Annotated in this window: 21 protein-coding genes; 10 read left to right on the top strand and 11 right to left on the bottom strand. The window is 63.1% G+C overall.

Going from position 1 to position 22,150, the window contains the following annotated elements:
* Window positions 1-43: 43 nt before the first annotated feature.
* The 10 genes from GBJ34_RS09480 to GBJ34_RS09435 all read right to left on the bottom strand — a co-directional run bounded on the left by GBJ34_RS09480 (window position 44) and on the right by GBJ34_RS09435 (window position 9,939).
* A complete protein-coding gene (locus tag GBJ34_RS09480) occupies window positions 44-940 on the bottom strand; it encodes a homocysteine S-methyltransferase family protein (protein WP_151719019.1) in 897 nt (298 codons plus the stop codon).
* A gap of 5 nt (window positions 941-945) precedes the next feature.
* On the bottom strand, window positions 946-1,614 hold the full coding sequence (locus GBJ34_RS09475; protein ID WP_192931165.1) for a GntR family transcriptional regulator: 669 nt from the start codon (window positions 1,612-1,614) through the stop codon (window positions 946-948).
* 13 nt (window positions 1,615-1,627) lie between these two features.
* On the bottom strand, window positions 1,628-2,416 hold the full coding sequence (locus tag GBJ34_RS09470; protein WP_318843222.1) for an amino acid ABC transporter ATP-binding protein: 789 nt from the start codon (window positions 2,414-2,416) through the stop codon (window positions 1,628-1,630).
* Window positions 2,413-3,102: an ABC transporter permease gene (locus GBJ34_RS09465; RefSeq protein ID WP_151719017.1), complete on the bottom strand. Its 690-nt coding sequence runs from the start codon at window positions 3,100-3,102 to the stop codon at window positions 2,413-2,415. The genes GBJ34_RS09470 and GBJ34_RS09465 overlap by 4 nt, the downstream gene beginning before the upstream one ends.
* Before the next feature lies 1 nt (window position 3,103).
* Window positions 3,104-3,820, bottom strand: a complete 717-nt coding sequence (locus GBJ34_RS09460) for an ABC transporter permease (RefSeq protein ID WP_151719016.1) — start codon at window positions 3,818-3,820, stop codon at window positions 3,104-3,106.
* Between the two features lie 3 nt (window positions 3,821-3,823).
* Entirely contained in the window at window positions 3,824-4,675 is an 852-nt protein-coding gene (locus tag GBJ34_RS09455) for a transporter substrate-binding domain-containing protein (protein WP_151719015.1), read from the bottom strand.
* 17 nt (window positions 4,676-4,692) lie between these two features.
* Window positions 4,693-5,880: a M20 metallopeptidase family protein gene (locus GBJ34_RS09450; protein ID WP_151719014.1), complete on the bottom strand. Its 1,188-nt coding sequence runs from the start codon at window positions 5,878-5,880 to the stop codon at window positions 4,693-4,695.
* 539 nt (window positions 5,881-6,419) lie between these two features.
* Window positions 6,420-7,244 (bottom strand): alpha/beta hydrolase, encoded by an 825-nt coding sequence (locus GBJ34_RS09445; RefSeq protein ID WP_151719013.1) that lies wholly within the window; start codon window positions 7,242-7,244, stop codon window positions 6,420-6,422.
* A 27-nt stretch (window positions 7,245-7,271) separates the two neighbouring features.
* Window positions 7,272-8,723: an NAD-dependent succinate-semialdehyde dehydrogenase gene (locus GBJ34_RS09440; RefSeq protein ID WP_151719012.1), complete on the bottom strand. Its 1,452-nt coding sequence runs from the start codon at window positions 8,721-8,723 to the stop codon at window positions 7,272-7,274.
* 16 nt (window positions 8,724-8,739) lie between these two features.
* Window positions 8,740-9,939, bottom strand: coding sequence for an iron-containing alcohol dehydrogenase (locus tag GBJ34_RS09435; RefSeq protein WP_151719011.1), 1,200 nt, complete (start codon window positions 9,937-9,939; stop codon window positions 8,740-8,742).
* A 385-nt stretch (window positions 9,940-10,324) separates the two neighbouring features.
* Here GBJ34_RS09435 and GBJ34_RS09430 point away from each other — a divergent pair, with 385 nt between their 5' ends.
* The 5 genes from GBJ34_RS09430 (at window position 10,325) to GBJ34_RS09410 (ending at window position 15,236) form a co-directional block, all read left to right on the top strand.
* Entirely contained in the window at window positions 10,325-11,011 is a 687-nt protein-coding gene (locus GBJ34_RS09430; protein WP_151719010.1) for a GntR family transcriptional regulator, read from the top strand.
* The gene (locus GBJ34_RS09425) at window positions 11,008-12,588 is read left to right on the top strand and encodes a sugar ABC transporter ATP-binding protein (protein ID WP_151719009.1); all 1,581 of its coding nucleotides are present in this window, start codon (window positions 11,008-11,010) and stop codon (window positions 12,586-12,588) included. The genes GBJ34_RS09430 and GBJ34_RS09425 overlap by 4 nt, the downstream gene beginning before the upstream one ends.
* Window positions 12,589-13,578: an ABC transporter permease gene (locus GBJ34_RS09420; protein WP_151719008.1), complete on the top strand. Its 990-nt coding sequence runs from the start codon at window positions 12,589-12,591 to the stop codon at window positions 13,576-13,578.
* A gap of 43 nt (window positions 13,579-13,621) precedes the next feature.
* Window positions 13,622-14,584: a substrate-binding domain-containing protein gene (locus tag GBJ34_RS09415; RefSeq protein ID WP_151719007.1), complete on the top strand. Its 963-nt coding sequence runs from the start codon at window positions 13,622-13,624 to the stop codon at window positions 14,582-14,584.
* Between the two features lie 64 nt (window positions 14,585-14,648).
* A complete protein-coding gene (locus GBJ34_RS09410; RefSeq protein WP_151719006.1) occupies window positions 14,649-15,236 on the top strand; it encodes a DJ-1/PfpI family protein in 588 nt (195 codons plus the stop codon).
* Window positions 15,237-15,663: 427 nt separating this feature from the next.
* Here the strand turns inward: GBJ34_RS09410 and GBJ34_RS09405 are convergent, their stop codons facing one another.
* Window positions 15,664-16,569 carry a LysR family transcriptional regulator gene (locus tag GBJ34_RS09405; protein ID WP_151719005.1) on the bottom strand — a complete coding sequence of 302 codons (906 nt, stop codon included), beginning with the start codon at window positions 16,567-16,569 and terminating at the stop codon, window positions 15,664-15,666.
* A 99-nt stretch (window positions 16,570-16,668) separates the two neighbouring features.
* Between GBJ34_RS09405 and GBJ34_RS09400 the strand changes: the two genes are divergently transcribed.
* From GBJ34_RS09400 to GBJ34_RS09380, 5 genes are all read left to right on the top strand, one after another.
* Window positions 16,669-17,739 (top strand): 4-oxalomesaconate tautomerase, encoded by a 1,071-nt coding sequence (locus GBJ34_RS09400; RefSeq protein ID WP_151719004.1) that lies wholly within the window; start codon window positions 16,669-16,671, stop codon window positions 17,737-17,739.
* 68 nt (window positions 17,740-17,807) lie between these two features.
* Entirely contained in the window at window positions 17,808-18,779 is a 972-nt protein-coding gene (locus GBJ34_RS09395) for a Bug family tripartite tricarboxylate transporter substrate binding protein (protein ID WP_151719003.1), read from the top strand.
* A 5-nt stretch (window positions 18,780-18,784) separates the two neighbouring features.
* Complete coding sequence (locus GBJ34_RS09390; RefSeq protein ID WP_192931164.1) at window positions 18,785-19,312, top strand: tripartite tricarboxylate transporter TctB family protein; 528 nt, start codon at window positions 18,785-18,787, stop codon at window positions 19,310-19,312.
* A gap of 1 nt (window position 19,313) precedes the next feature.
* Entirely contained in the window at window positions 19,314-20,819 is a 1,506-nt protein-coding gene (locus tag GBJ34_RS09385; protein ID WP_151719002.1) for a tripartite tricarboxylate transporter permease, read from the top strand.
* 163 nt (window positions 20,820-20,982) lie between these two features.
* Window positions 20,983-22,038, top strand: coding sequence for an AbrB family transcriptional regulator (locus GBJ34_RS09380; protein ID WP_192931163.1), 1,056 nt, complete (start codon window positions 20,983-20,985; stop codon window positions 22,036-22,038).
* Window positions 22,039-22,150: the final 112 nt, after the last annotated feature.

Genomic DNA, 22,150 nt, shown 5'->3' with positions numbered 1-22,150 from the left:
GCGGCGCTACCGGATCATCTGGAGCACGCGCCCTTGCGTCGGTTTAGCCGGGCTGATCCGTCAGATGGGCGGCCAGATGGTGGATATGTTCGGTGCCGATGCCGCAGCAACCGCCGATGATGCTGGCTCCCTGCGCGGCCCAGCCTTTCGCCCAGCCGCAGTAATGCGGCGGATCAAGATCGGCCCGGATGGATGAGACCGTCTCATTCGCGGCGCCGTCATCGTCCTGCGATTCATCAAAGGCATTGGCATAGACACCAAGCGCCAGATCCGGTGCCGCAGCACGGGCGGCGACAAGGGCCGCGCCCATCACTTCGGGGCGCGAGCAGTTGAACAGCATCGCCTCCGCCCCCAGTTGCTGCGCAACAAGCGCAGCTTCGGCGACGGTTTCGCCGGACCGCAGTTGCGGCGCAGGCATTTCAGCCGGCTCCACATCATCGCGCAGGGTGAAGGACAGCCAGAGCGGTTTGCCGGTCTGGGCCACGGCGGCGGCGGCGGCGCGGGCTTCGGCAAGGCTGCTTTGAGTTTCAGCCAGCCAAAGGTCGACATGCGGTGTCAGCCCATCGACCAGCACACCCAGATATTCCGCTGCCAGCTCGGGCCGGAGCAGTTCCGGCTGATAGGACCCGAAGACCGGCGGAAGTGAACCTGCAACCCGCACGCCCGTGCTTTCACCCACTGCCTGCCGCGCCATCCGCCCTGCCAGATCGGCCAGACGCGCCCCGTCGCTGTGGAAACGCTCTTCGCCGATATGGAAGGGCACCAGGGCATAGGAGTTGGTGGTAATCACCTGCGCACCCGCGCGAATATAACCCTCATGCACACGAGCCACGGTTTCCGGTGCCTCGATCAGCGCAAGCGCCGACCATTCGGGCTGGCGGAAGGGGGCACCGCTGCGTTCCAGTTCGCGGCCCATGCCGCCGTCAAGGATGGTGATCATGGTGTTTAGGCCTTTCCTGCCGCAAGGCTGTGAAAGCCCGCGACGTCCTGAGTGATCGAATAATCGATATGATTGCGCACGGCCGCCTCTGCCTGATCGGCGCTGCCGGTCAGCAATGCCTCAAACAGCGGCTGATGCTCTGCGACAAGGGGATTGCGGCAGGGCCAATGGCTTTCCGACCAGCGGTAAAGCCATTCCATCTTGTCGGCCAGAAGCGCATGGCGGCGGATCAAATGTTGATGCCCGGTCTGGGCCACAAAGCTGGCATGGAACCCCAGATCCGCCGCCACGCGCGCATCTGTGCCTGCGTCATTGGCACGATCCAGCGCAGCAAAGGCCGTCTGGATCAGATCGGTGCCGAGGTCATCGCGCTTTTCGGCCAATATGCGCGCGGCCAACCCTTCATAGGCCGATCGCAGACTGTAGATCTCCCAGATCGCCTGCGCATCAAGCACCGCAACCTTCCAGCTTGAATAGGGTGTGCGGGTTACCAGTTCCTGCGCCTCAAGCGTGAACAGGGCCGAACGCACCGTGCCGCGCCCGGTGCCGATCTGTTCGGTCAGCGCGAGTTCGGTCAAAGTGGCCCCGGGGGGCAGATCGCCGCGGATCACCGCCTCGCGCAGCCAGTCGGTCGCCTGATCCTGCAGACTTTTCCTCTCGATCGGCTGGCGCATCGCGCGGGCTCCTTCAACGGTTACGATCGAAATGGCTGGACAGGAAAGCGCGTGCGCGATCGGATTTCGGGGCACCGAACACCTCGGCAGGCGTTCCATCCTCTTCGATCTGTCCGTGATGCAGGAACACCACCCGCGAGGAAACCTCGCGCGCAAAGCCCATCTCATGCGTGACGATCAGCATGGTGCGCCCCTCGTCTGCCAGCGCCCGGATCACCTTCAGCACCTCACCGACAAGTTCGGGATCAAGGGCGGATGTCGGCTCGTCGAACAGGATCGCGCGCGGATGTTGGGCCAGGGCGCGCGCAATGGCCACCCGTTGCTGCTGGCCACCCGACAGATGCGCGGGCCAGGCGTCACGCTTGTCCGTAAGCCCCACTTTCTCCAACAGCGCCATGGCTTCATCGGTTGCCTCGGCGCGGGAGCGCCCCTGCACGAACAAGGGGGCCTCGATCACATTTTGCAAGACGGTGCGATGCGGCCAGAGATTGAAGTTCTGGAACACAAAGCCAAGATGCCCGCGCATCCGTCTTGCCCTGGCCTCTTCGGCGCGGGTCAGCCGCCCACCCTTGGGGCTAAGGCTGTCAGCCCCGACCGAGACAGTGCCGCTGCCGGGGATCTCCAGCATCGGAATGCAGCGCAGCAGCGTGCTCTTGCCCGAGCCGGACGCGCCGATGATCGAGATGACATCCCCGTCATGCGCGGCGAGATCGATGCCGCGCAGCACGTCGTTCGCACCAAAGTTCTTGCGCAATCCGGTGACGGAAAGGGCCGGGGTCTGGCCCGGAGTCAGAGCTGTCACGGGGTCGTCCTTCCGAATTGCCAGGGCGACAGGCGGGCCTCGGCCCAGGCGCTCGCCCGCGTCACCAGCATCGAGATTGCAAGATAGATCACCGCCGCGCAGAGCAGGATTTCCACCGCCCGCCATGTTTCCGAAATGGCCGCACGGGCGATGCCGGTCATATCCATCAGCGTGATGGTCGAGACCAGCGCCGTGGCCTTGAGCATGGAGATGATCTCGTTTGAATAGGCGGGCAGGGCTTGACGGATTGCCAGTGGCAGGGTGATCCGGCGCAGGATCGCGACACGCGACATGCCGGAAACCCGCCCGGCCTCAACCGCGCCTTTCGGCACCGCACGCAGGCCGCCGCGCAGGATTTCCGAGGTATATGCCGCATCGTTCAGGATCAGCGCCAGCAGCCCGCACCAATAGGGCTCGCGCAGGAAGGGCCAGAGAAAGCTCTGCCGGATGAAACCAAAGCCCGCCAACCCATAATAGATCATGAAGATCTGGATCAGCAGCGGCGTGCCCCGGAACAGGAACACATAGCTGCCCGCGACCGCCGCGCCGATCCGGCTTTGTCGCATCAGATTCAGCAAAAGCGCAAGACAGCCGCCCCCCAGCAAGGACAGAACCCAAAGGTTCAATGTCAGCGGCAAGCCTTTGAGGATGCTTTGAAACATCGAAGACAGGAACGTCAGATCCATTTCAGAACCCCGCCCCATGATGGCCGCGCAGGCTGCGTTTCTCCGCAAGCCGGAACAACTGGTCTGACAGGGTGGTGATGATCAGATAGATCACGGCACCCGCAGCATAGAAGAGGAAATGCTCCTGCGTGGTGCCGGCGGCCACCGAGACCTGGCGCATGGTCTCAACCAGACCCGTCACGGAAACCAGTGCAGATTCCTTGATGACGGATTGCCATTGATTGCCCATTCCGGGCAGCGCGGTGGTCATCGCCTGCGGGGCGATCACCCGGCGGAACAGGGTGAGGCGCCCCATGCCGACCACGCGGCCCGCCTCGATCGTGCCCTTGGGCACCGCCTGATAGGCTCCGCGCAACACCTCGGACTGGCCCGCTCCCGAGATCAGGCCGATGGCCAGCATCCCGGCGACAAAGCCCGAAATGTCGAAAGGCCCCGGGAAACCCAAGGCGGTTCCGATGGCCGCCACCACCTGGCGGCCGCCGAAATAGAACAGATAGATCACAAGGATATCGGGCACGCCGCGCAGCACAACGGTATAGCCCTCGGCCAGCGCACGAACCGGGCCGTTGCCCGCAACACGGCCCCAGGCGACCAGCGTGCCCAGCATCAGCCCGCACAGAAAGGCCGCAACCGATACGGCAAGCGTCATGAGCCCCGCCCTGAACAGGACGAGGCCCCAGCCATCAGGGCCGAAGCCCAGAAGTCCGATATCCCCCATGCGTCAGAGCTTGGGTGTGACGTTGATGCCGAACCATTGCTGCGACATGGCCTCAAGCGTGCCGTCATCCGACATGGATTTCATCGCCGCGCTGATCTTGTCGGCCAGCTCGGCATTGCCCTTTTGCACCACGATGGCCGCGCCGCGCCCCATCACCCCGCCTGCGAAGGCAGGCCCGGTGGTTGCAGCGGTTTCAGCATTCTTTTCAAGGAAGGCCGAGATATTGGTGACCGAAGCCATGGCCGCATCCAGCCGCCCATTGGTCAGATCCTGATAGACATCGGGGCCGTTGGGATAGGTGCGGATGGTGACGCCGCGCGGCGCGAGGTATTTCTCAAGGAAATCCGCCTGGATGGTCGAGACATGGACGCCCACCGTCTTGCCTTCCAGCACCGCGGCGATCGCGGCAATCGCCGCTTCGGTCGCGGCCTCGTCATCCAGATCGACCGAAGTGCCGCCGCCGGGCAGCTCAACCCCGCTTTCCTTCAGCACCGCGAAGGTAGACCCGCCCGTGGTATAGGGCAGCGCGAAATCGACCACCTCCAGCCGCTTTTCGGTGATGGTGACGGAATCGATCACGGCATCATATTTGCCATCGATCAACCCCTGGATCATGCCGTCCCAAGCCTGGCTGATCAGCTCATATTCAAAGCCCGCGCGTTTCGCGATCTCGGCCAGCATATCCATCTCAAAGCCGTAAAGCGTGCCGTCGGGCTTGGTCATGTTGAAGGGCGGGAAGGCCCCCTCGGTCGCGAAGACCAGCTTCTTGCCCTGCGCAAACAGGGGCACGCCAGAGGCAAGGGTCGCGGCGGCGGCAAGACCGGCGCGCAGAAAGGTGCTGCGGGTGATGTTCATGGTGATCCTCGGTTTCGTCAGGACAGGAGTTCAACGGCCATGCGGGTCAGGGCAATGGCGCTTTGCGCGATACAGGCTTCATCGGGCTGGTAATCGGAATTGTGGACGCGGTCATCGCGGCCCGGCTGGCCCGAGCCAATGAAGATCTGGACCGAAGGAATGCGTTCCGAGAAATAGGAGAAATCCTCGGCCCCAAAGGTGCTGCCGGGTTCGACCTGAACCGGCACCCCGAATTGCAGACCAAGCGCCGCGGCGGTGCGGTCGATCATGGCATCGTCATTCATCAGGGGCGGCGCGCCACGCACATATTCCACCTCGGCCCGGACGTTCAGCGCCAGGGCCGCGCCCTCACAGATCCGGCGGAACGAGGCCTCGGCCAGATCGCGCGACTGCGGCGAGCGGCAGCGCACCGTGCCCTCGAACATGCAGGTGTCAGGGATGATGTTCTGCGTGGCACCGCCCGCGATATGACCCACCGTCAACACGGCCGAGAGCGACGGGTCCATCTCGCGCGAGATGACGGTTTGCAATTGGGTGATCATATGCGCCGCTGCGACGATCGGGTCTATGGCGGCATGGGGGCGGGCGGCATGGCCGGATTTGCCATGCACCACCACCTTGAATTCATCACTGGAGGCGGTGCTGGCCCCCCGGTTCAGCGAAATCGCACCTGCGGGATGTTCGGGACGGTTGTGAAAGGCGATGGCCATGTCCACCCCATCCGCCGCCCCATCGGCAACCATGGCGGCAGCCCCGCTTTCCTGCGTTTCTTCTGCGGGTTGGAAGATCAGCCGCACCGTGCCCGCCAGCTGCGGCGCGATCTGCACCAACGCACCGGCCGCGCCCAGCAGGGCCGATGTATGCAGGTCATGGCCACAGGCGTGCATCTTGCCCGCAATGGTCGACGCAAAGGGCAGGCCGGTTTCCTCATGGATGGGCAGGGCATCCATATCGGCGCGCAGGATCAGACAGGGACCGGGCCGCCCGCCCTTGATTTCCGCCACAACGCCGGTGCGGCCGACGCCGGTCTGCGGCTGCAGGCCCATTGCGGTCAGCTCATTCGCAACGATCCCGGCGGTGCGCACCGTCTCAAACCCCACTTCGGGATGGGCGTGCAGATCCCGGCGGATCTCGATCAACCGCGGCTCCACCTCACGCACAAGGTGTTCGATCAGGGTAGCGGGGTCGTTGGGTCGGTCGTTCATCTTGCAAGTCTCGGCATGACAGCGGCTTTTGATCGTTCGGCCATACGTCATGGAACTGTAATCTTGAGTCAATGATCGATGATCGACAATCGGCCATTAAGGACCATTTTTGCTGTGCCATGCCGGGATGGCAGAAGAATTTCCGCGAAACCCATGTGGGCTCTCATCCCCCGAAATGCGCATTATGGCGATGCGCGCGGTGAGACGGGGCTTTGAGGCCCATGGACCCCAAAAGTTGCACCATGGCGGCAACGCCTTCTGGTCGTCGCAGGGGACGTGTCGCAATCGGCCAAACCCAACCCGCCCTCGACCATGGGTCGGGCCACGCGGGCAAGTATGAGACCCCCGGCAGCCACAGCAAACGCGGCCATGAGCCGTGCCGTGATCCCCGTCGGGGCATATCTGGTGCGTCAAACGGCGGCACGAATTCTCGTTAACGGGCCAAGTTTCATGCGCCTCATGCCCTGTTAAGACATCGGAAAACCCTGAATGTCAGCGCCGGGTCCCGCACGGTCCACCCCGCTGCCGGACCTGAACATCTAGCTGTTGGCGACAAGATCGGCCAGCGCGGCACCAAGCGGGCGCATGGGATCAGCAAGATCCAGAACAAGGCTCAGATGGTTCAGGCCGGGTTCCACCCGCAGCACGCATGGGGCTGGCAGCAGGCTGGCCAATTCATGGGCCTGATCGTGAAAAGGGGCGGTCTCGGCCTCGCCACGGGTCAGAATGCGGGGCAGGTCAGGCCGATGCACAGCGTCGCGCGGTGCCCAGAGGGCGGCTTCTTCTGTGGTCATTGCCGCCTCGTTTTTCAGGAAGCTGCCGGGAATGCCGCCAAGGTCATAGATCCCGCTGGCCAGCAGCAGGCCGCGCAAATCCGGCAAGGAGGGGGGCTGGAGATCGCCCCGGGCCCGGGCCGCAAGCAAGCTGGCAAGATGGGCCCCCGCCGAATGGCCCGACGCGGTAAAACGCGCCGGATCCGCACCGAAGGCAGCCGCCTGCGCCTGAATCTGCAGCGCCGCGCGGCGCAGTTGGGCCACAATCGCGCCCAGTCTGGTCGCAGGCATCAAATCATAGGTGACGATTGCCGCGATGCCGCCTGCGGCCAGAACCGGGGCGGCGACAAGGTGATGCACATCCTTTTCGCCCGCCCGCCAATAACCGCCATGGATGAACATATGGATCGGCGCGCCTTGCCTTGGGCGGTCCGGCAAGATCAGGTCATAGGTCTGCCGCGGCGTCGGACCATAGGCAATGTCCGCCCGCAGATCGCGCCCTTTGACAAAGGCACGGCTGCGGGCAGCGGTTTCAGCCATGATGGCATCAAAATCGGGGATGAAGGCCCGGTTGTAATAAAGATCGGTCATGGCCCGCCCCCCTTTGAAAACGCCGGTTCAGAGTTCGACGGCGTAGTATTTCGGCTCGGTGAACTCCAGAATACCGTGAACACCACCCTCGCGACCAAGGCCGCTTTGCTTGACGCCGCCGAAAGGCGCGGCGGGGTCCGACATCAATCCGCGGTTGATCCCCACCATGCCCGTCTCGATCCCGCCCGCGACCCGCATCGCGCGGGAAAGGTCGCGCGAATAGACATAGGCCGCAAGGCCATATTCGGTATCATTGGCCATGCGGATCGCCTCTTCCTCGGTCTCGAACCGATAGATCGGAGCGACCGGGCCGAAGATCTCGTCATGGGCGATATCCGCCGCCGGATCGACATGTTCAAGCACCGTCGGCGGGTAGAAAAAGCCCTCGCGTTCCAGGGGTGCGCCGCCGGTTGTGGCGCGGGCACCGCGCTTGATTGCGTCCGTGACCAGTGCGTCGATCTTGGAGACGGCTTTCGCGGTGATCATCGGGCCACATTGCACGCCCGCCTCATAGCCCGAACCGATCTTCAGCGCAGCCATGCGTTCGGTCAGCCCCTTGACGAAGGCGTCATGGATGCCCGCCTGCACATAGAAGCGGTTCGCGGCCGTGCAGGCCTCACCGGCATTGCGCATCTTTGCGACCATCGCGCCATCAAGTGCAGCATTCAGATCGGCGTCATCCATCACCACGAAAGGCGCATTTCCGCCCAATTCCATCGAACAGGAGACGACAGTCTTCGCGGCTTCGGCCAGAAGCCCACGCCCAACGCCCGTCGAGCCGGTGAAGGAAAGTTTGCGCACGCGCGGATCGGCCAGCATTGCATTGGTCACCTGGCCAGGCTGGCGGGTGGTCAGCACATTGACCACACCCGCAGGAACCCCCGCCTCGGCCCCAAGTCGCGCCATGGCATAGGCGGTCAGCGGCGTCTCGGACGCGGGCTTGAGGATCACGGTGCACCCAGCCGCCAGGGCGGGGCCGATCTTGCGGGTGGCCATCGCGGCAGGAAAGTTCCACGGCGTGATGAGCACCGAAACCCCAATTGGCTCATGATCCACAAGGATCTTGTGTGAACCTGACGGTGTCGGACGGAACTCGCCCGGGATGCGCACCGCCTCTTCGGCATACCAGCGGAAGAATTCCGCCGCATAGCTGACCTCCCCCCGCGCATCCGGCAACGCCTTGCCATTTTCCAAGGCAATCAGCGTCGCAAGTTCTTCGGCATGATCTGTCATCAGCACGAACCAGCGACGCAAGATCTCGGCCCGCTGGCGGGCGGGGGTCTTGCGCCAGTTGGCGGCAGCGGCATGGGCAGCCTCGACCGCGGCCATGGCATCCGCGACAGAAGCATCCGGCACCTCGGCCAGCACCGACCCGGTCGAGGGGTTGATGACGGGGATGCCAGAGCCGCCAATCCATTGGCCATTGATGAAAAGCCCGTGGGCGTGAAGGGCGGGGTCGGCATAGCCGGTCGGTATCATGGTCAGAATCCTTGTGTCAGGCAAGCGCAGCAAGATCGCCGGTGAACGCGGCACCGATCAGGCGGCGCATATCCTCAAGCGGCAGTGGGCGGGGGTTGTTCTGGATCAACCGGGCGATACCGATGCTTTGCTCGGCCACCTCGTCGATACGGTCTTCCGTCAGGCCAAGGTCACGCAGCGTGACGGGGATGCCGATCCGGGCGAACAGCGCCGCGATGGCCGGGATCACCGCGGCGCCGCTGGCCAAGCCCGTCACGCCAGCGATCTGGTCCAGCTCTGAGGCGATGACAGGGGCGTTCCAGGCCATCACATAGGGCATCATACAAGCAACACCTGCGCCATGTGCGGTATGTGTCAGCGCGCCGACCGGATACTGGATCGCATGGGCGGCAGCGGTTCCGGCAACGCCAAAGGCCAGCCCGGCAAGCGTGGCCCCCATCATCACCCGGGCGCGTGCCTCGGCATTGTTGCCGTCGGTGCAGGCCGTCTCCAATCCCTGCCAAAGCAATGAAATTGCCTGCAACGCGAAATGGTCGGACAGGGCGTTCTTGCCGACAAAAACCCGGTCCTGCGCCAGCCCCGGCACAGGGTCGCGACGGATGGCCGTAAAGGCCTCAAGCGCATGGGTCAGTGCATCGGCACCTGCAATGGCGGTCAGGCCGGGGGGGCAAGTCATCGTCAGATCGGGATCACAGATGGCCGCCGTCGGGATCAACCTGGGCGATGATATCCCCACCTTCAGGCTGCGCGCACTGTCGGACAGCACTGCAACCGGCGTGACCTCAGACCCGGTGCCGGCCGTGGTCGGGACCGCGATCAACGGCATGACCGGGCCGGGCACCAGATATTCGCCATAATAATCCTGTGGCCTGCCGCCATGGGTCAGCAGCAAGGCCAGGCATTTCGCCATATCAAGGCAGGAACCGCCACCGATACCGATCACCAGATCAGGGGCAAAATCACCGGCAGCCGCAGCGGCGGCAATCGCCGACTCGACCGGCACATCGGGCAGCGTCCCGGGCTCGATCCGGGTTTCAAGCCCGGCGACTTTAATTCGAGCCACCATATCGCCAAACTGCGCATCCGCCGCCAGCCGCGCATCCGTCACGATCAGCGCGCGCTTGCCCAGCCGTGCTGCAATTCGCCCAATCGCCGCCCGCTGGCCGGTGCCGAAGACCAATTCCTGTGGGGCCCTGATCGTTCCAAACTGCTCCATCCCTCGTCCCTTCCCTGTTCCCTCTGCGGCGCGATGCGCCGCGCGTTCTGTCTGTGCCAAGTCAGGCGGTTCGCTGCACGGCATCCGTATGAACATACCATCCACCTTTCGTTGCGTGTCGGCCCTTCAGGGCAATCTCTGCCCAGCTGGAACGACTGGGCGTCGTCCACGCGATCATTCGGCCTTGCCACCGCCATTCCGCTAGGATGCCGCAAGCTGTTGTTATTGCTTTACTTTGCAGTCGATCCTGCAAGGTTCTGACAGAAGGGCGCGCCGATCTCGGTTTCAAAATATCGTATCCTATAGGATATAGTGTTTGACATACGATATCCTATCGGTATGAGTTTTGCCTGTGTCAAGTCGAATGATCGGGGAGGAGAGGTCCATGGCGGCAACAGCGGAACGGTCTGAGAAGACTGCCGGTATCCGCCCTTCCAGCATCGTGGATGGCGTCTATGACGGAATCTATGAACGGCTGATGTCGCTGGAGATCCCGCCGGGTGCCCGCATCACCATCGACGCCTTGGCGCGCGACATGGGCGTCTCCCAGACCCCCGTCCGCGAAGCCATGAGCCGGCTGGAGCGCGAGGGCCTGGTGCGGAAGGCGCATCTGATCGGATATTCAGCGGCCCCGCAGCTGACGCGCAAGCAATTCGATGACCTCTATGCTTTTCGGCTGCTGCTGGAGCCCGAGGCGGCCGCCATTGCCACCCGCAATCTGACACCGGAACTGCTGGCGGTGCTGGAAGAGGCCGCCGCAGATATGGGCCATGGCGAACCGCCGATGGATCGCAACAGCCGCTATTCCCGCTTTGCCCGGACAGATGCACATTTCCACGACGAAATCGTTCGCATCGCCGGAAATGAGGTGATCCGTCACGCGCTGGCCGATCAGCACATCCATCTGCACATCTTCCGCCTGATGTTTCACACCCGCGTCACCCAAGAGGCGCTTGGCGAACACGAAACGTTGCTTTCCGCCTTCCGCGCAGGCGATGCCGACGCCGCGCGGGCAGCGATGGCGGTTCATATCGAGCGATCGCGGGATCGCCTGCTCGCGGCCTTCGAATGACCGCGCCCCTTCCCAAAACCTTGACAGGTGACCCTGCCGCCCCGGTCGCGCTCCGCGCCGAAGGGCTGGGAAAGGCCTATGGGCCGATTACCGTCCTCTCGGACATCACGCTCGATATCGTTGCCGGCGAGGTCCATGCCATCATCGGCGAGAATGGCGCAGGCAAGTCGACGCTGATGAAGCTGCTATCCGCCCATGTGCAGCCCAGTCTGGGCCATCTGAGCATGGCGGGCCAACGCGTCGATTTCCCCGATGCGGTCGCGGCCGAAGAGGCCGGCGTTGTGCTGGTCCATCAGGAGATCTTGCTGGCCCCGGATCTGACCGTCGCGCAAAATCTATACCTTGGGCGTGAACTGGGTGGCTGGCTTGGCGTGGATGATCACCGGATGGACGCCCGCACGACCGAGGTGCTGGCCTCGATCGGCGCGCATTGTGGCCCGCGTGACCGGGTTTCCGATCTGCCACTGGCGCAGCGCCAACTGGTGCAGATCGCGCGGGCGCTGCTGGATGACCGCAAGGTCGTGATCTTTGACGAGCCAACCGCCGTTCTTGCCAATGACGAGGTGGCGGCCCTGCTGGATGTGGTGCGGGGTCTGCGCGATCGCGGGGTCGCGGTGCTTTATATCTCGCACCGGCTGGATGAGGTCGAGGCGCTGGCCGATCGCGTGACGGTGCTGCGCGACGGGCGGATGATCGGCACATGGGCTGGCCACGATCTGAGCCAACGCCAGATGGCCGAGCTGATGGTCGGGCGCGAGCTGGAGATGCTTTACCCGCCGAAACGCCCGCCGGTCACAGCCGCCCCCATTCTGGTGGTCAGCGATCTGGAGGTGGATCACGGCGCGGTCCATGCGGGCCTTACCCTGCACCCGGGCGAAGTTCTGGGCATTGGCGGCATGATCGGGTCTGGTCGGACCGAACTGTTCGAGGGGCTGATGGGTCTGCGCCCCGCACATGCGGGACGGATCACCATGGCGGGTCAGGACATCACCCGCCGTTCGGTGCGCGACTGGATGGCGGCGGGGCTGGTCTATCTGACCGAAGACCGTAAGGGAAAAGGGCTTTTGCTCGATGAGCCGATGGCCCGGAACCTGACCCTTCAGGCGCTCGATAACGTTCATCCGGGCTTCGTCACCAAGGCCCGCAACGAGATGGCGCTGCTGGAACGCAGCGTGGCCGAATATGACATTCGCGTGCGTTCCCTCGGGCTGGAGGCCGGGCAGCTGTCTGGTGGAAACCAGCAGAAGCTGCTGCTCGCCAAGGTCATGCTGGTGGACCCGCAGGTCATCATCATCGATGAGCCGACACGCGGCATCGATATCGGCAACAAGAGCCAGATCTACGATTTTATCGACAGTCTCGTGCGGGCGGGCAAAGCGGTGATCGTGGTGTCTTCCGAACTGCCGGAGCTGGTCGGACTTTCGGACCGCGTTCTGGTGATGCGCATGGGCCGCATCGTCGCGGAACTACATGGCGACCGGATCACCGAACAGAATGTCGTCTTTGCCGCAACCAGCACAGAGGCGGGCGATCAGCGCGAGACCGTCGCAAATCAAACCAGGCAGGAGGAGCCATAAATGACAAGTGCGACGTCCACACGCGCGACGCCAGAGCCCGGGCGGCGCATCCGCTGGGCCGATATGGGTCCGTTTCTGGCGCTTGCGCTGGTCATCGTGATCGGCACGCTGATCAATTCGAACTTCGTCTCGGGCACCAATATCGCCAATGTCGTGACGCGGTCGGCCTTCATCGCGATCATCGCGGTCGGCGCGACCTTCGTGATCTCTTCAGGCTGCCTTGACCTGTCGGTCGGCTCGATGATGGCCTTTGTGACCGGCATCATGATCCTGACCATGAACCGGCTGGAACCATCGATGGGTGCCAATGCGATCCTTGTGGGTGCAGCTGTCGGGCTTGTCGTCGGTGCCGCTTGCGGGCTTTTGAACGGGTTGATCGTGACCTTGGGCAAGATAGAGCCCTTTATCGTCACGCTCGGCACGATGGGCATCTTCCGTGCGCTGATCACCTGGCTGTCGGATGGGGGCTCCATCCCCATCGCGCGCGAGCTGCGCGACCCCTACCGTCCGGTCTATTTCGGCAATCTGTTCGGTGTGCCGCTACCTGTTGTCATCACCCTGATCGTGGTGCTGGCCGGCGCATTCATCCTCTATCGCACCAAATACGGTCGGCGCTGCATGGCAGCGGGATCGAACTCCGACGTCGCGCGGTTCTCCGGGGTCTCTGTCGCTTGGGTGCGAACGCTGGCCTATGTGATCCAAGGGCTTTGCGTGGCCATCGCCGCCATCTGCTACATCCCCCGCCTCGGCGCGGCGACACCCACCACCGGAGCCCTGTGGGAACTTCAAGTCATCACCGCAGTCGTCATCGGCGGCACCTTGTTGCGCGGCGGCAAGGCCCGGATCTGGGGGACCGTTGCGGGTGCCCTGATCCTCGAGGTCATCGCCAACCTCATGGTGATGTCCAACTTCGTCTCCGAATACCTCGTCGCCGCCGTGCAGGGGGTAATCATCATCCTCGCCATGCTGGCCCATCGTTTCATCAGATAACCGCCCGGGAGGGGCGGAGCATTTCAAAAGGGAGGAACTATCAATGACACTCATCTCCAGACGTGCACTTGGCCTGTTCTCGGCCGCAAGCATCATGGCCCTGTCTGCCGGCGCGGCGTTGGCGCAGGATAAGGTCACGATTGCCGTGTCGATCCCCGCCGCAACCCATGGCTGGACAGGCGGCGTGGTCTACCACGCCGAACAGGCAGAAAAGGAAATCGAGGCCGCCTTTCCGAATATCGACGTGATCGTGAAGACCTCACCCTCGGCCACGGCACAGGTGTCTGCGCTGGAGGATCTGTCTGCCAGCCAGAAGCTGGACGCGCTGGTGATCCTGCCCTTCACCTCGGAAGAGCTGACCGGCCCGGTGGAGCAGGTCAAGGCCAACGGCACCTTCATCGCCGTCGTCGCTCGCGGGCTGACCGATCCGTCGATCCAGGATCTTTACGTTGCCGGCGACAACATCGCCGTCGGTGCCAATACCGCGAAATGGATGGCGGAAAAGCTGGGCAATGAAGGCAAGATCGTTGTGCTGCGCGGCATCCCGACCGTGATCGACGATGAGCGCATCCAGGGCTTCACCGATGTGATGAAGGGCACCAATATCGAGATCCTCGATATCCAATATGCCAACTGGAACCAGGACGAAGCCTTCAAGCTGATGCAGGACTACCTGGCCAAGTATCCGCAGATCGATGCGGTCTGGGCAAATGATGATGACATGCTTCTGGGCGTGCTGGAGGCCGTCAAACAGTCGGGTCGGACCGATATCAAATATGCCCTTGGCGGCAACGGCATGAAGGATGTGGTGAAAATGGTCATGGATGAGAATCCGATGACCCCGGTCTCCACCCCCTATCCGCCGTCGATGGTCAAATCCGCGATCTATATGGTTGCCGGACAGTTCAACGGCCAGGCCCCGATGCGGGGCAGCTTCAAGCTGGATGCGCCGCTGATCACGCCGCAGAACGCCGACCAGTTCTGGTATCCCGACAGCCCGTTCTGATCCCTTTCGCCGGGTGCGTCCGCGCGCCCGGCCTCTGCCACCAAGCCGATTTGAGGAGACCACCATGGCCGGCAAGAAGATCCTGATGCTTTGCGGTGAATTCACCGAAGAATATGAAATCTACGTCTTCCAACAGGGGATGGAGGCCGTCGGCCATACCGTCCACGTCATCTGCCCCGACAAGAAGAAGGGCGAGATGATCCAGACCAGCCTGCACGATTTCGAAGGCCATCAGACCTATATCGAACGCTTCGGCCACCTGGCCGAGATCAACAAGACCTTCTCCGAGGTCGATGTGAACGAATATGATGCGGTCTATGCGGCGGGCGGCCGCGGCCCGGAATATATCCGCACCGACAAGCGCATTCAGGCGATGGTTCGCCATTTCCACGAAGCCGGCAAACCGATCTTCACCATCTGCCATGGTGTGCAGATCCTGATCGCTGTTGACGGCGTGGTGCGTGGCAAGAAGGTTGCGGCACTTGGCGCATGTGAGCCGGAGGTGATCCTGGCGGGCGGCACCTATATCGATGTGAAACCGCATGAAGCCTATGTCGACGGCAATATGGTCTCGGCCAAGGGCTGGACCGGGCTTGCCGCCTTCATGCGCGAATGCCTGAATGTGCTGGGAACCAAGATCACCCATAGCTGAAATGGCGCAGGGCTTCGGGGGGCGGGGACAGCGCCCGCACCCCGATGCAACTCCTGTTCACTGGTCACCCGGTGATTCCGCATGGGCACCCGGATTTGATCTGCGGCATTGCGGCCCTTGGCCGGACACTGTGCCCAGATCCGCAGCCCCGTCCGCTTTGACGGCGCGGCGGACGATGCAGCCGCCACGGCCTCTGCTTCGATAAGGTGTCCCATCGCCTGACTTTCGACCATCAGCCTGCCCGCATCCCCCCTTATTCCAACTTGCAGGGAATGGGTCCAGGGCAGGCCCGTTCGTGGAAAATTGCCCGTGCTTTCTCGCGGGACGAAGCGTGACCGTGGTCGCGGCCGTGCCATGACCCGGTTCTGACAAACTTCCTGTCACCCATTGATGCGGGCCACCCGCTCAGGCCGCCAGGCTTTGGGACCTAGGACCCACGCCATTCATCAACCAGCAGATCGCGGAATCGGGTGGCGGCGGGGGAAAGCGGCGCGCCACGGCGTTCGACGATGCCAATCGTGCGCGAGACGACCGGATTCTCCAGCTTGACGGTCGCGATCAAGGGATGCTCGTGCTGCGGCGTCGCCAATTTGGGCAGAACCGAGATCCCCAACCCCGCCTCGACCAGCCCCAGCGAGGTGGACAGGTGGTTCACCTCGTAAAACCAGTTCAGCTCCAGTTGCAGGCCTGTCGCGGCCAGCGCGTGATCCAGCACGGCCCGGTTGCCGGAGGATTTCGAAACCCCGATCAACGGGTGCCCGACCAGCTCGGCCCAGGGCAGCGTCTCGCGCCCGGAAAACGGGTGGTCGCGGTGACAGGCCAACACGAACGGGTCTTCCATCAGCGGTGTGAACAACAGATCATCGCGGGTGGCACCGGTGATGTTGATGCCAAATTCGACCTCGCCATTCGCCACGGCATCAAGGCCCTCATTCGCAGACAAATCCATGATCCTGAAACGAATTCCTGGATACCTCACATTGAACTCCCGCACGACGCCCGGCAGGAAGTAGAAGGCGGCCGTAGGCACCGAGGCCAGCCGGACCTGCGTTCGGTGCCGCCCGCCAAGGTCGGAAATCGACAGGATCGATTCCTCGAATTCATCGACCAGCCGCCGGACCAAGGGCATCAATTCACGCCCGACCTGCGTTGGTGCGACGCGCCGGGTGGTGCGTTCGATCAACTGGGCACCCACCGCCTCTTCCAGCGCGCGGATGCGCCGCGACAGGGCGGGCGGGGACAGGTTCAACAGCTTTGCTGCGGCATGGAACGAAGAAAGTTCCAGCACGGCAAGAAAGGCCTTCAGATCCAGAAATTCAAAATTATTCCGCATGTCGAAATAATGGATCAATTCTTTGCAATTCACAACACAGATGTTTCCCGGCATTTGAAGGTGAGACGGCGGTGAACCCCGCCGGAGGGAAAGACCGACATGGATGATCTGTTGCGCATACCGTGCGTCCTGATGAGGGGCGGCACGTCCAAAGGGCCATTTTTTCTACGCAGCGATCTGCCGGCAGATCCTGCGCAGCGCGATGCGCTGCTGATCGAGATCATGGGATCCGGTCACCCGCTGGAGATTGATGGAATCGGCGGTGGCAATCCGCTGAGTTCCAAAGTCGCCATCGTGGGGCCCGCCAGCCGCGAAGGCGCGGATGTCGACTATCTTTTCGCCCAGGTGAAGGTCGAGGAACGCCTGGTCGATACTGCCCCCAATTGCGGCAATATGCTGTCGGCCGTCGCCGCCTTTTCGGTGGATCGTGGCCTTGTGCAGCCGGGACAGGCGGAAACGCGGGTCCGGGTCCATAACGTGAATACCGGCAAGATCATCGAGGCGCGCATCCTCACCCCCGGCGGGGAACTGCGCTATCAGGGCGATGCGGTCATTGACGGGGTGCCCGGCAACGCAGCGCCGGTCTATCTTGCTTTCATGGAGGCAATCGGTGCCAAGACCGGGCGGCTTCTGCCCTCGGGGGCACCGCAAGAAGTGATTGACGGGGTTCCGGTTTCGCTGATCGATGGCGCGACGCCGGTGATGATCGCCCGTGCCGAGACCTTTGGCCTGACCGGATCGGAAAGCCCGCATGAGCTGGACCAGAACACCGCCTTCATGGCGCGACTGGAGGCGATCCGCATCAAGGCCGGGCAGCGGATGGGGCTGGGGGATGTGTCGCAATCGGTGCTGCCCAAGCCCGTGCTGATCGGGGTGCCGCAGCAGGGTGGCGATCTGGCGGTGCGCTATTTCACCCCCTGGACCTGCCATTCGGCACTGGCGACCACAGGTGCCGTCTCGGTCGCAGTTGCCGCGACGCTGCCGGACAGCATCGTTGGCACCGCCTTGCCGGACCTGCGCAGCCCGACCGATCTGACATTCGAACACCCGGCCGGCCGCATGGCTGTCCGCGTGGAAACCAACGCGGAAACGGGCGAGCCCGTTGTCTTCGTGACCCGCACCTGCCGCCGTCTGTTCGAGGGCGCGGCACTGGTTCGGCGCAGAAACTGACCGGAGGCCGCAGCAGGGGCTGGACCTGCGGGCACAACCGGAATTCTTTGTTCTAGGGAGGAAATGACATGCTGAATTTCAATCGCCGTGCAGCGCTGGCATTCGGGGTTGCACTGCTGACATCCACGAGCCTGCCCGCGCTGGCGCAAACCTATCCTGACAAGCCGGTGACGCTGGTGGTCTCCTATGCTGCCGGTGGTGGCACGGATGCCATTGCCCGGGTCTTTGCCGCGCGGCTGGAAAAGGCTTTGAATGGCCGTGTCATCGTCGAGAACCGCCCCGGCGCTGCCGCCAATATCGGCACAGAAGTTGTCGCCGCCGCCGAGCCCGATGGCTACACACTGCTGATCGGCAATCAGGGGCCGATGGCGGTGAACCCCCATCTCTTCAAGCTGAAATACGACCCCGCCGAGGCGCTGGATCCGATCGCCATGATCGCCGATGCGGCCCTTGTCATCGTCGTGGGCCCGCGCCTGCAGGCAAAATCCATGGCTGAACTGCTGGAAAAGGCCAAGGCAGGTGAATTGGTCTATGGCTCCGCCGGCAATGCCTCGGCCAGCCATGTCGCAACGCTGCTGCTGGGCCAGACTGCGGATATCAAGCTCAAGCATGTGCCCTACAAGGGTGCGGGCCCGGCGGTGAATGATCTGGTGGGCGGCCATATCGACTTCATGGTCACGACCATCCCTTCGGTCATCGGACTGGTCAATGACGGCACGCTGACCGCTTTGGCCGTCACGGGATCCGAGCGTTTCTCGGAACTGCCCGATGTGCCGACGGTGGCGGAATCCGGGCTGCCGGGCTATACCGCATCCGCCTGGTATGGGCTGCTTGGCCCCAAAGGTCTGCCGCAGGATGTGCGCGACAAGCTGGCCGCAGCGACGACCGAAACCCTGTCGGACCCGGAATTCATCGCCAAACTGAAAAATGACGGCGGCGTCCCCTCGAACCTCGTGGGCCAGGCCCTGGCCGATTTCATGGCCTCGGAACGCGCCCGCTGGGGTGAGGTGGTCAAGGCCGCCGGCATCAAAGTGGAGTAACTGCAATGAGCCATGAAACAAGTGGGGGGCCAACGCCACCCTTGGCCTCTTCCTTTTTTCTGGGCCGTGAACAGCTTGCCGGGCTGAGCCTGATTGGCTTCGGGCTTTTTGCCCTCTATGCAAGCGCCGATCTCCCCTTCTTTACGCAAGGGGGGGTCGGGTCTGGCCTGATGCCACGCTCCCTTGCCGTGCTGATTGTCTTTCTCGGGATCGTGCAACTGGTGCTGACTTGGCGCCAGCCCGCAGAATCCACGGGTCGCTGGCCGATCCGTGACATGATGCCGGTGCTGATCGGCATCTTCCTTTTCGCCGTGACGATCCGGGGGTTCGACTTCGGTGCCTTCCGCATCCCGGTTCTGGGGATGCTGGTCGCCACCCCGCTATCGATCATCTGTTCCGGCCTTGCGGCCAAGGATGTGCGGCCGGTGGAACTGACGATCTTTGCCATCACGCTCACCGCGATCTGCATCGGGTTGTTTCGCTATGCGCTGGCCCAGCCCCTGCCCGTCGCCCCTTGGCTGATCGGATACTGACATGATGGATGTTTTCTACAATCTCGGCCTCGGCTTCGCGGTCGCACTGACGCTCAAGAACGTCTTCTTCTGCTTCGTCGGCTGTCTGATCGGAACGTTGGTCGGCGTGCTGCCCGGCGTCGGGCCGGTGGCCACCATCTCGATCCTGCTGCCGGTGACGCTGGCGCTGGATCCGACCGGGGCGCTGATCATGCTGGCCGGGATCTATTACGGTGCGCAATATGGCGGATCGACCACGGCTATTCTGGTCAATATCCCCGGCGAGGCGACCGCCGTGGTCACCGCGATTGACGGGCATGAAATGGCCAAACAGGGCAAGGCCGGTGTGGCGCTAGGCCTGGCGGCCATCGGATCCTTCATCGCGGGCACCATCGCCACCATCGTGATCGCCGCACTTGGCGTTCCGATGACGAAAATGGGCCTTCTGTTCGGCCCGACCGAATATTTCTCGCTGATGGTGATGGGTCTCGTCTTTGCGGTGGTGCTGGCGCATGGCTCTCTCACCAAGGCGGTGGCAATGATCCTTGTCGGCGTGCTGCTGTCCTGTGTCGGGGCCGATATGGAAACCGGCCGTGAGCGGATGAGCTTTGGCCTGCATATGCTGACCGACGGGATCGAATTCGTTGTGCTGGCCATGGGCATCTTCGGCTTTGCAGAGATCTTCAAGAACCTTGCCGATCCCGAAAAGCGCGATCTGGTCAAAGGCTCCATCGGGCGGCTCTGGCCAACCTTGCGGGAATTGCGGGAGAATATCGGCGCAATCTTGCGGGGCACCGGCATCGGGGCGATTCTGGGTGTTCTGCCCGGCAATGGTGCGATCCTTGGCCCCTTTGCCAGCTATGCGGCGGAAAAGCGCATCTCGAAGCGGCCGCAGGATTTCGGCAAGGGTGTGCCCCAGGCGGTCTCTGGTCCGGAATCGGCGAATAATGCCGGGGCGCAGACCTCGTTCATTCCGCTGCTGACGCTGGGCCTGCCGCCCAATGCCGTGATGGCGCTGATGGTGGGGGCCATGATGATCCAGGGCATCGTGCCGGGGCCGCAGGTCATTGACCGCAACCCCGAACTGTTCTGGGGCCTGATCGCCAGCATGTGGATCGGCAATCTGATGCTGGTCATCATCAACCTGCCGCTGATCGGGCTTTGGGTCAAACTGCTGTCGGTGCCTTACCGGCTGCTGTTCCCGGCCATTGTCGCCTTCTGCTGCATCGGGCTGTTCTCGATCTCGAATGACGCGGCGCAAGTGATGATGGCGGGCGTGCTGGGTCTGGTCGGATTTGCGCTTTACAAGCTGCAGTTCGAGGCCGCGCCACTGGCCCTTGGCTTTGTGCTCGGGCGGTTGCTGGAAGAAAAGCTGCGTCAGGCGCTGATCATCTCTGATGGCAGCATGATGACCTTTGTCAGCTCGCCGCTTTCGGCCTTCCTGCTGGCAATCGGGGCTGTGGCGCTTTGCTTTGCGGTGCTGCCATCCATCCGCAAATCGCGCGAAGACGTCTTCAAGGACGCCTGAGCCGATCCCCCGTGACCGAGATGGCCGCGCAATCTGCGCGGCCATTTCCATTTCCCAAATCAACAACCAGTTTGGTCGCGGCAAAGCCTAGGGATTTCAGCTTCTTGCACCTTATGTATCCCACGGTATACAATACATGGCGATACGGGCAAGGAAACCTGTCATGCTGCCTTCTGGCCTTGGCTTTCCCCTTTTCATGCGCTGCGTGACCGTTGCGCTGGCCGTGGCCGGTGCCACGCTGTTCTGGTTGGCTGGTCTGCCTTTGCCCGCACTTTTTGGCGCGATGGCGGCCTGTCTGCTGGCGGCGCTTGCCGGTATCCGCCTCAAGGGGGCGGGGCAGATCTCGATCCTGGCGCGGGCCATTCTGGGTGTCGCGATCGGTGCCTCGATCACGCCCGAACTGGTACTTCGCATTCCGCAGATTGCGGGCAGTCTGGCGCTGGTGCCGGTCTACGTGCTGCTGATCGGTCTGATTGGCGTGCCCTTCTTCCGGCGCCTTGGCTATGATCCGGTAACCGCCTGGTATGCCGCCATGCCCGGCGGTCTGGGGGACATGCTCTCACTGGGCCAGGACGCCGGGGCCGATGTGCGGGCCCTGTCCCTGATCCATGCCACCCGGGTGCTTGTCCTTGTCAGCGCCGCACCCCTGATCCTGACGGGGCTTTATGGGGCCAGCCTGACCGGCACCGTCGGCGCGCCGCTGCGCGACCTGCCAGTGACCGAACTTGCACTGATGGCGGCGGCGGCCCTGCTTGGCTGGAAAGGCGCAGAGCGTCTGGGTCTCTTTGGGGCCTCGATCCTTGGGCCGATGATCGTCACGGCGGTGCTGTCGCTTGCCGGGCTGATCCATTCCCGCCCGCCCGCCGAGGCAATCCTTACGGCGCAGCTTTTCATCGGCATCGGCATCGGTGTGCATTATGTCGGCACCACCTTGCGCGAAATGCGCGGCTTTGTGCTTTCAGGTCTGGCTTTCGTGCTGATCCTGGCGGTTCTGGCCACCATCTTTACCGAACTGGTCACGCTGACCGGGCTTGCCGAACCTATCGAGGGCTTTTTGTCCTTCGCGCCGGGTGGGCAGGCCGAAATGACGGTGCTTGCGCTGGTGGTCGGTGCCGATCTGGGCTTTGTGATCGTGCATCACCTGACCCGGATGGTTCTGGTCATCATCGGTGCCCCGATTGCGGCCCGTCTTTCCGGGATACGCCGCCGCGCGGATTGACCCCCCCGCCCGAACAGGGAAATGCCCGGCACGTTTCCGCACCGGGCACCCTCCACGCTGCTGCCCGAGAGAGAGGGGCACCTTGGGCGAGCCGCGCATTTTACGGCAGCAC

Origin of the sequence: Gemmobacter serpentinus, from assembly GCF_008973825.1 — a bacterium.
Classification (GTDB): domain Bacteria; phylum Pseudomonadota; class Alphaproteobacteria; order Rhodobacterales; family Rhodobacteraceae; genus Gemmobacter; species Gemmobacter serpentinus.
This window is presented reverse-complemented; position numbering and strand designations above follow the sequence as displayed.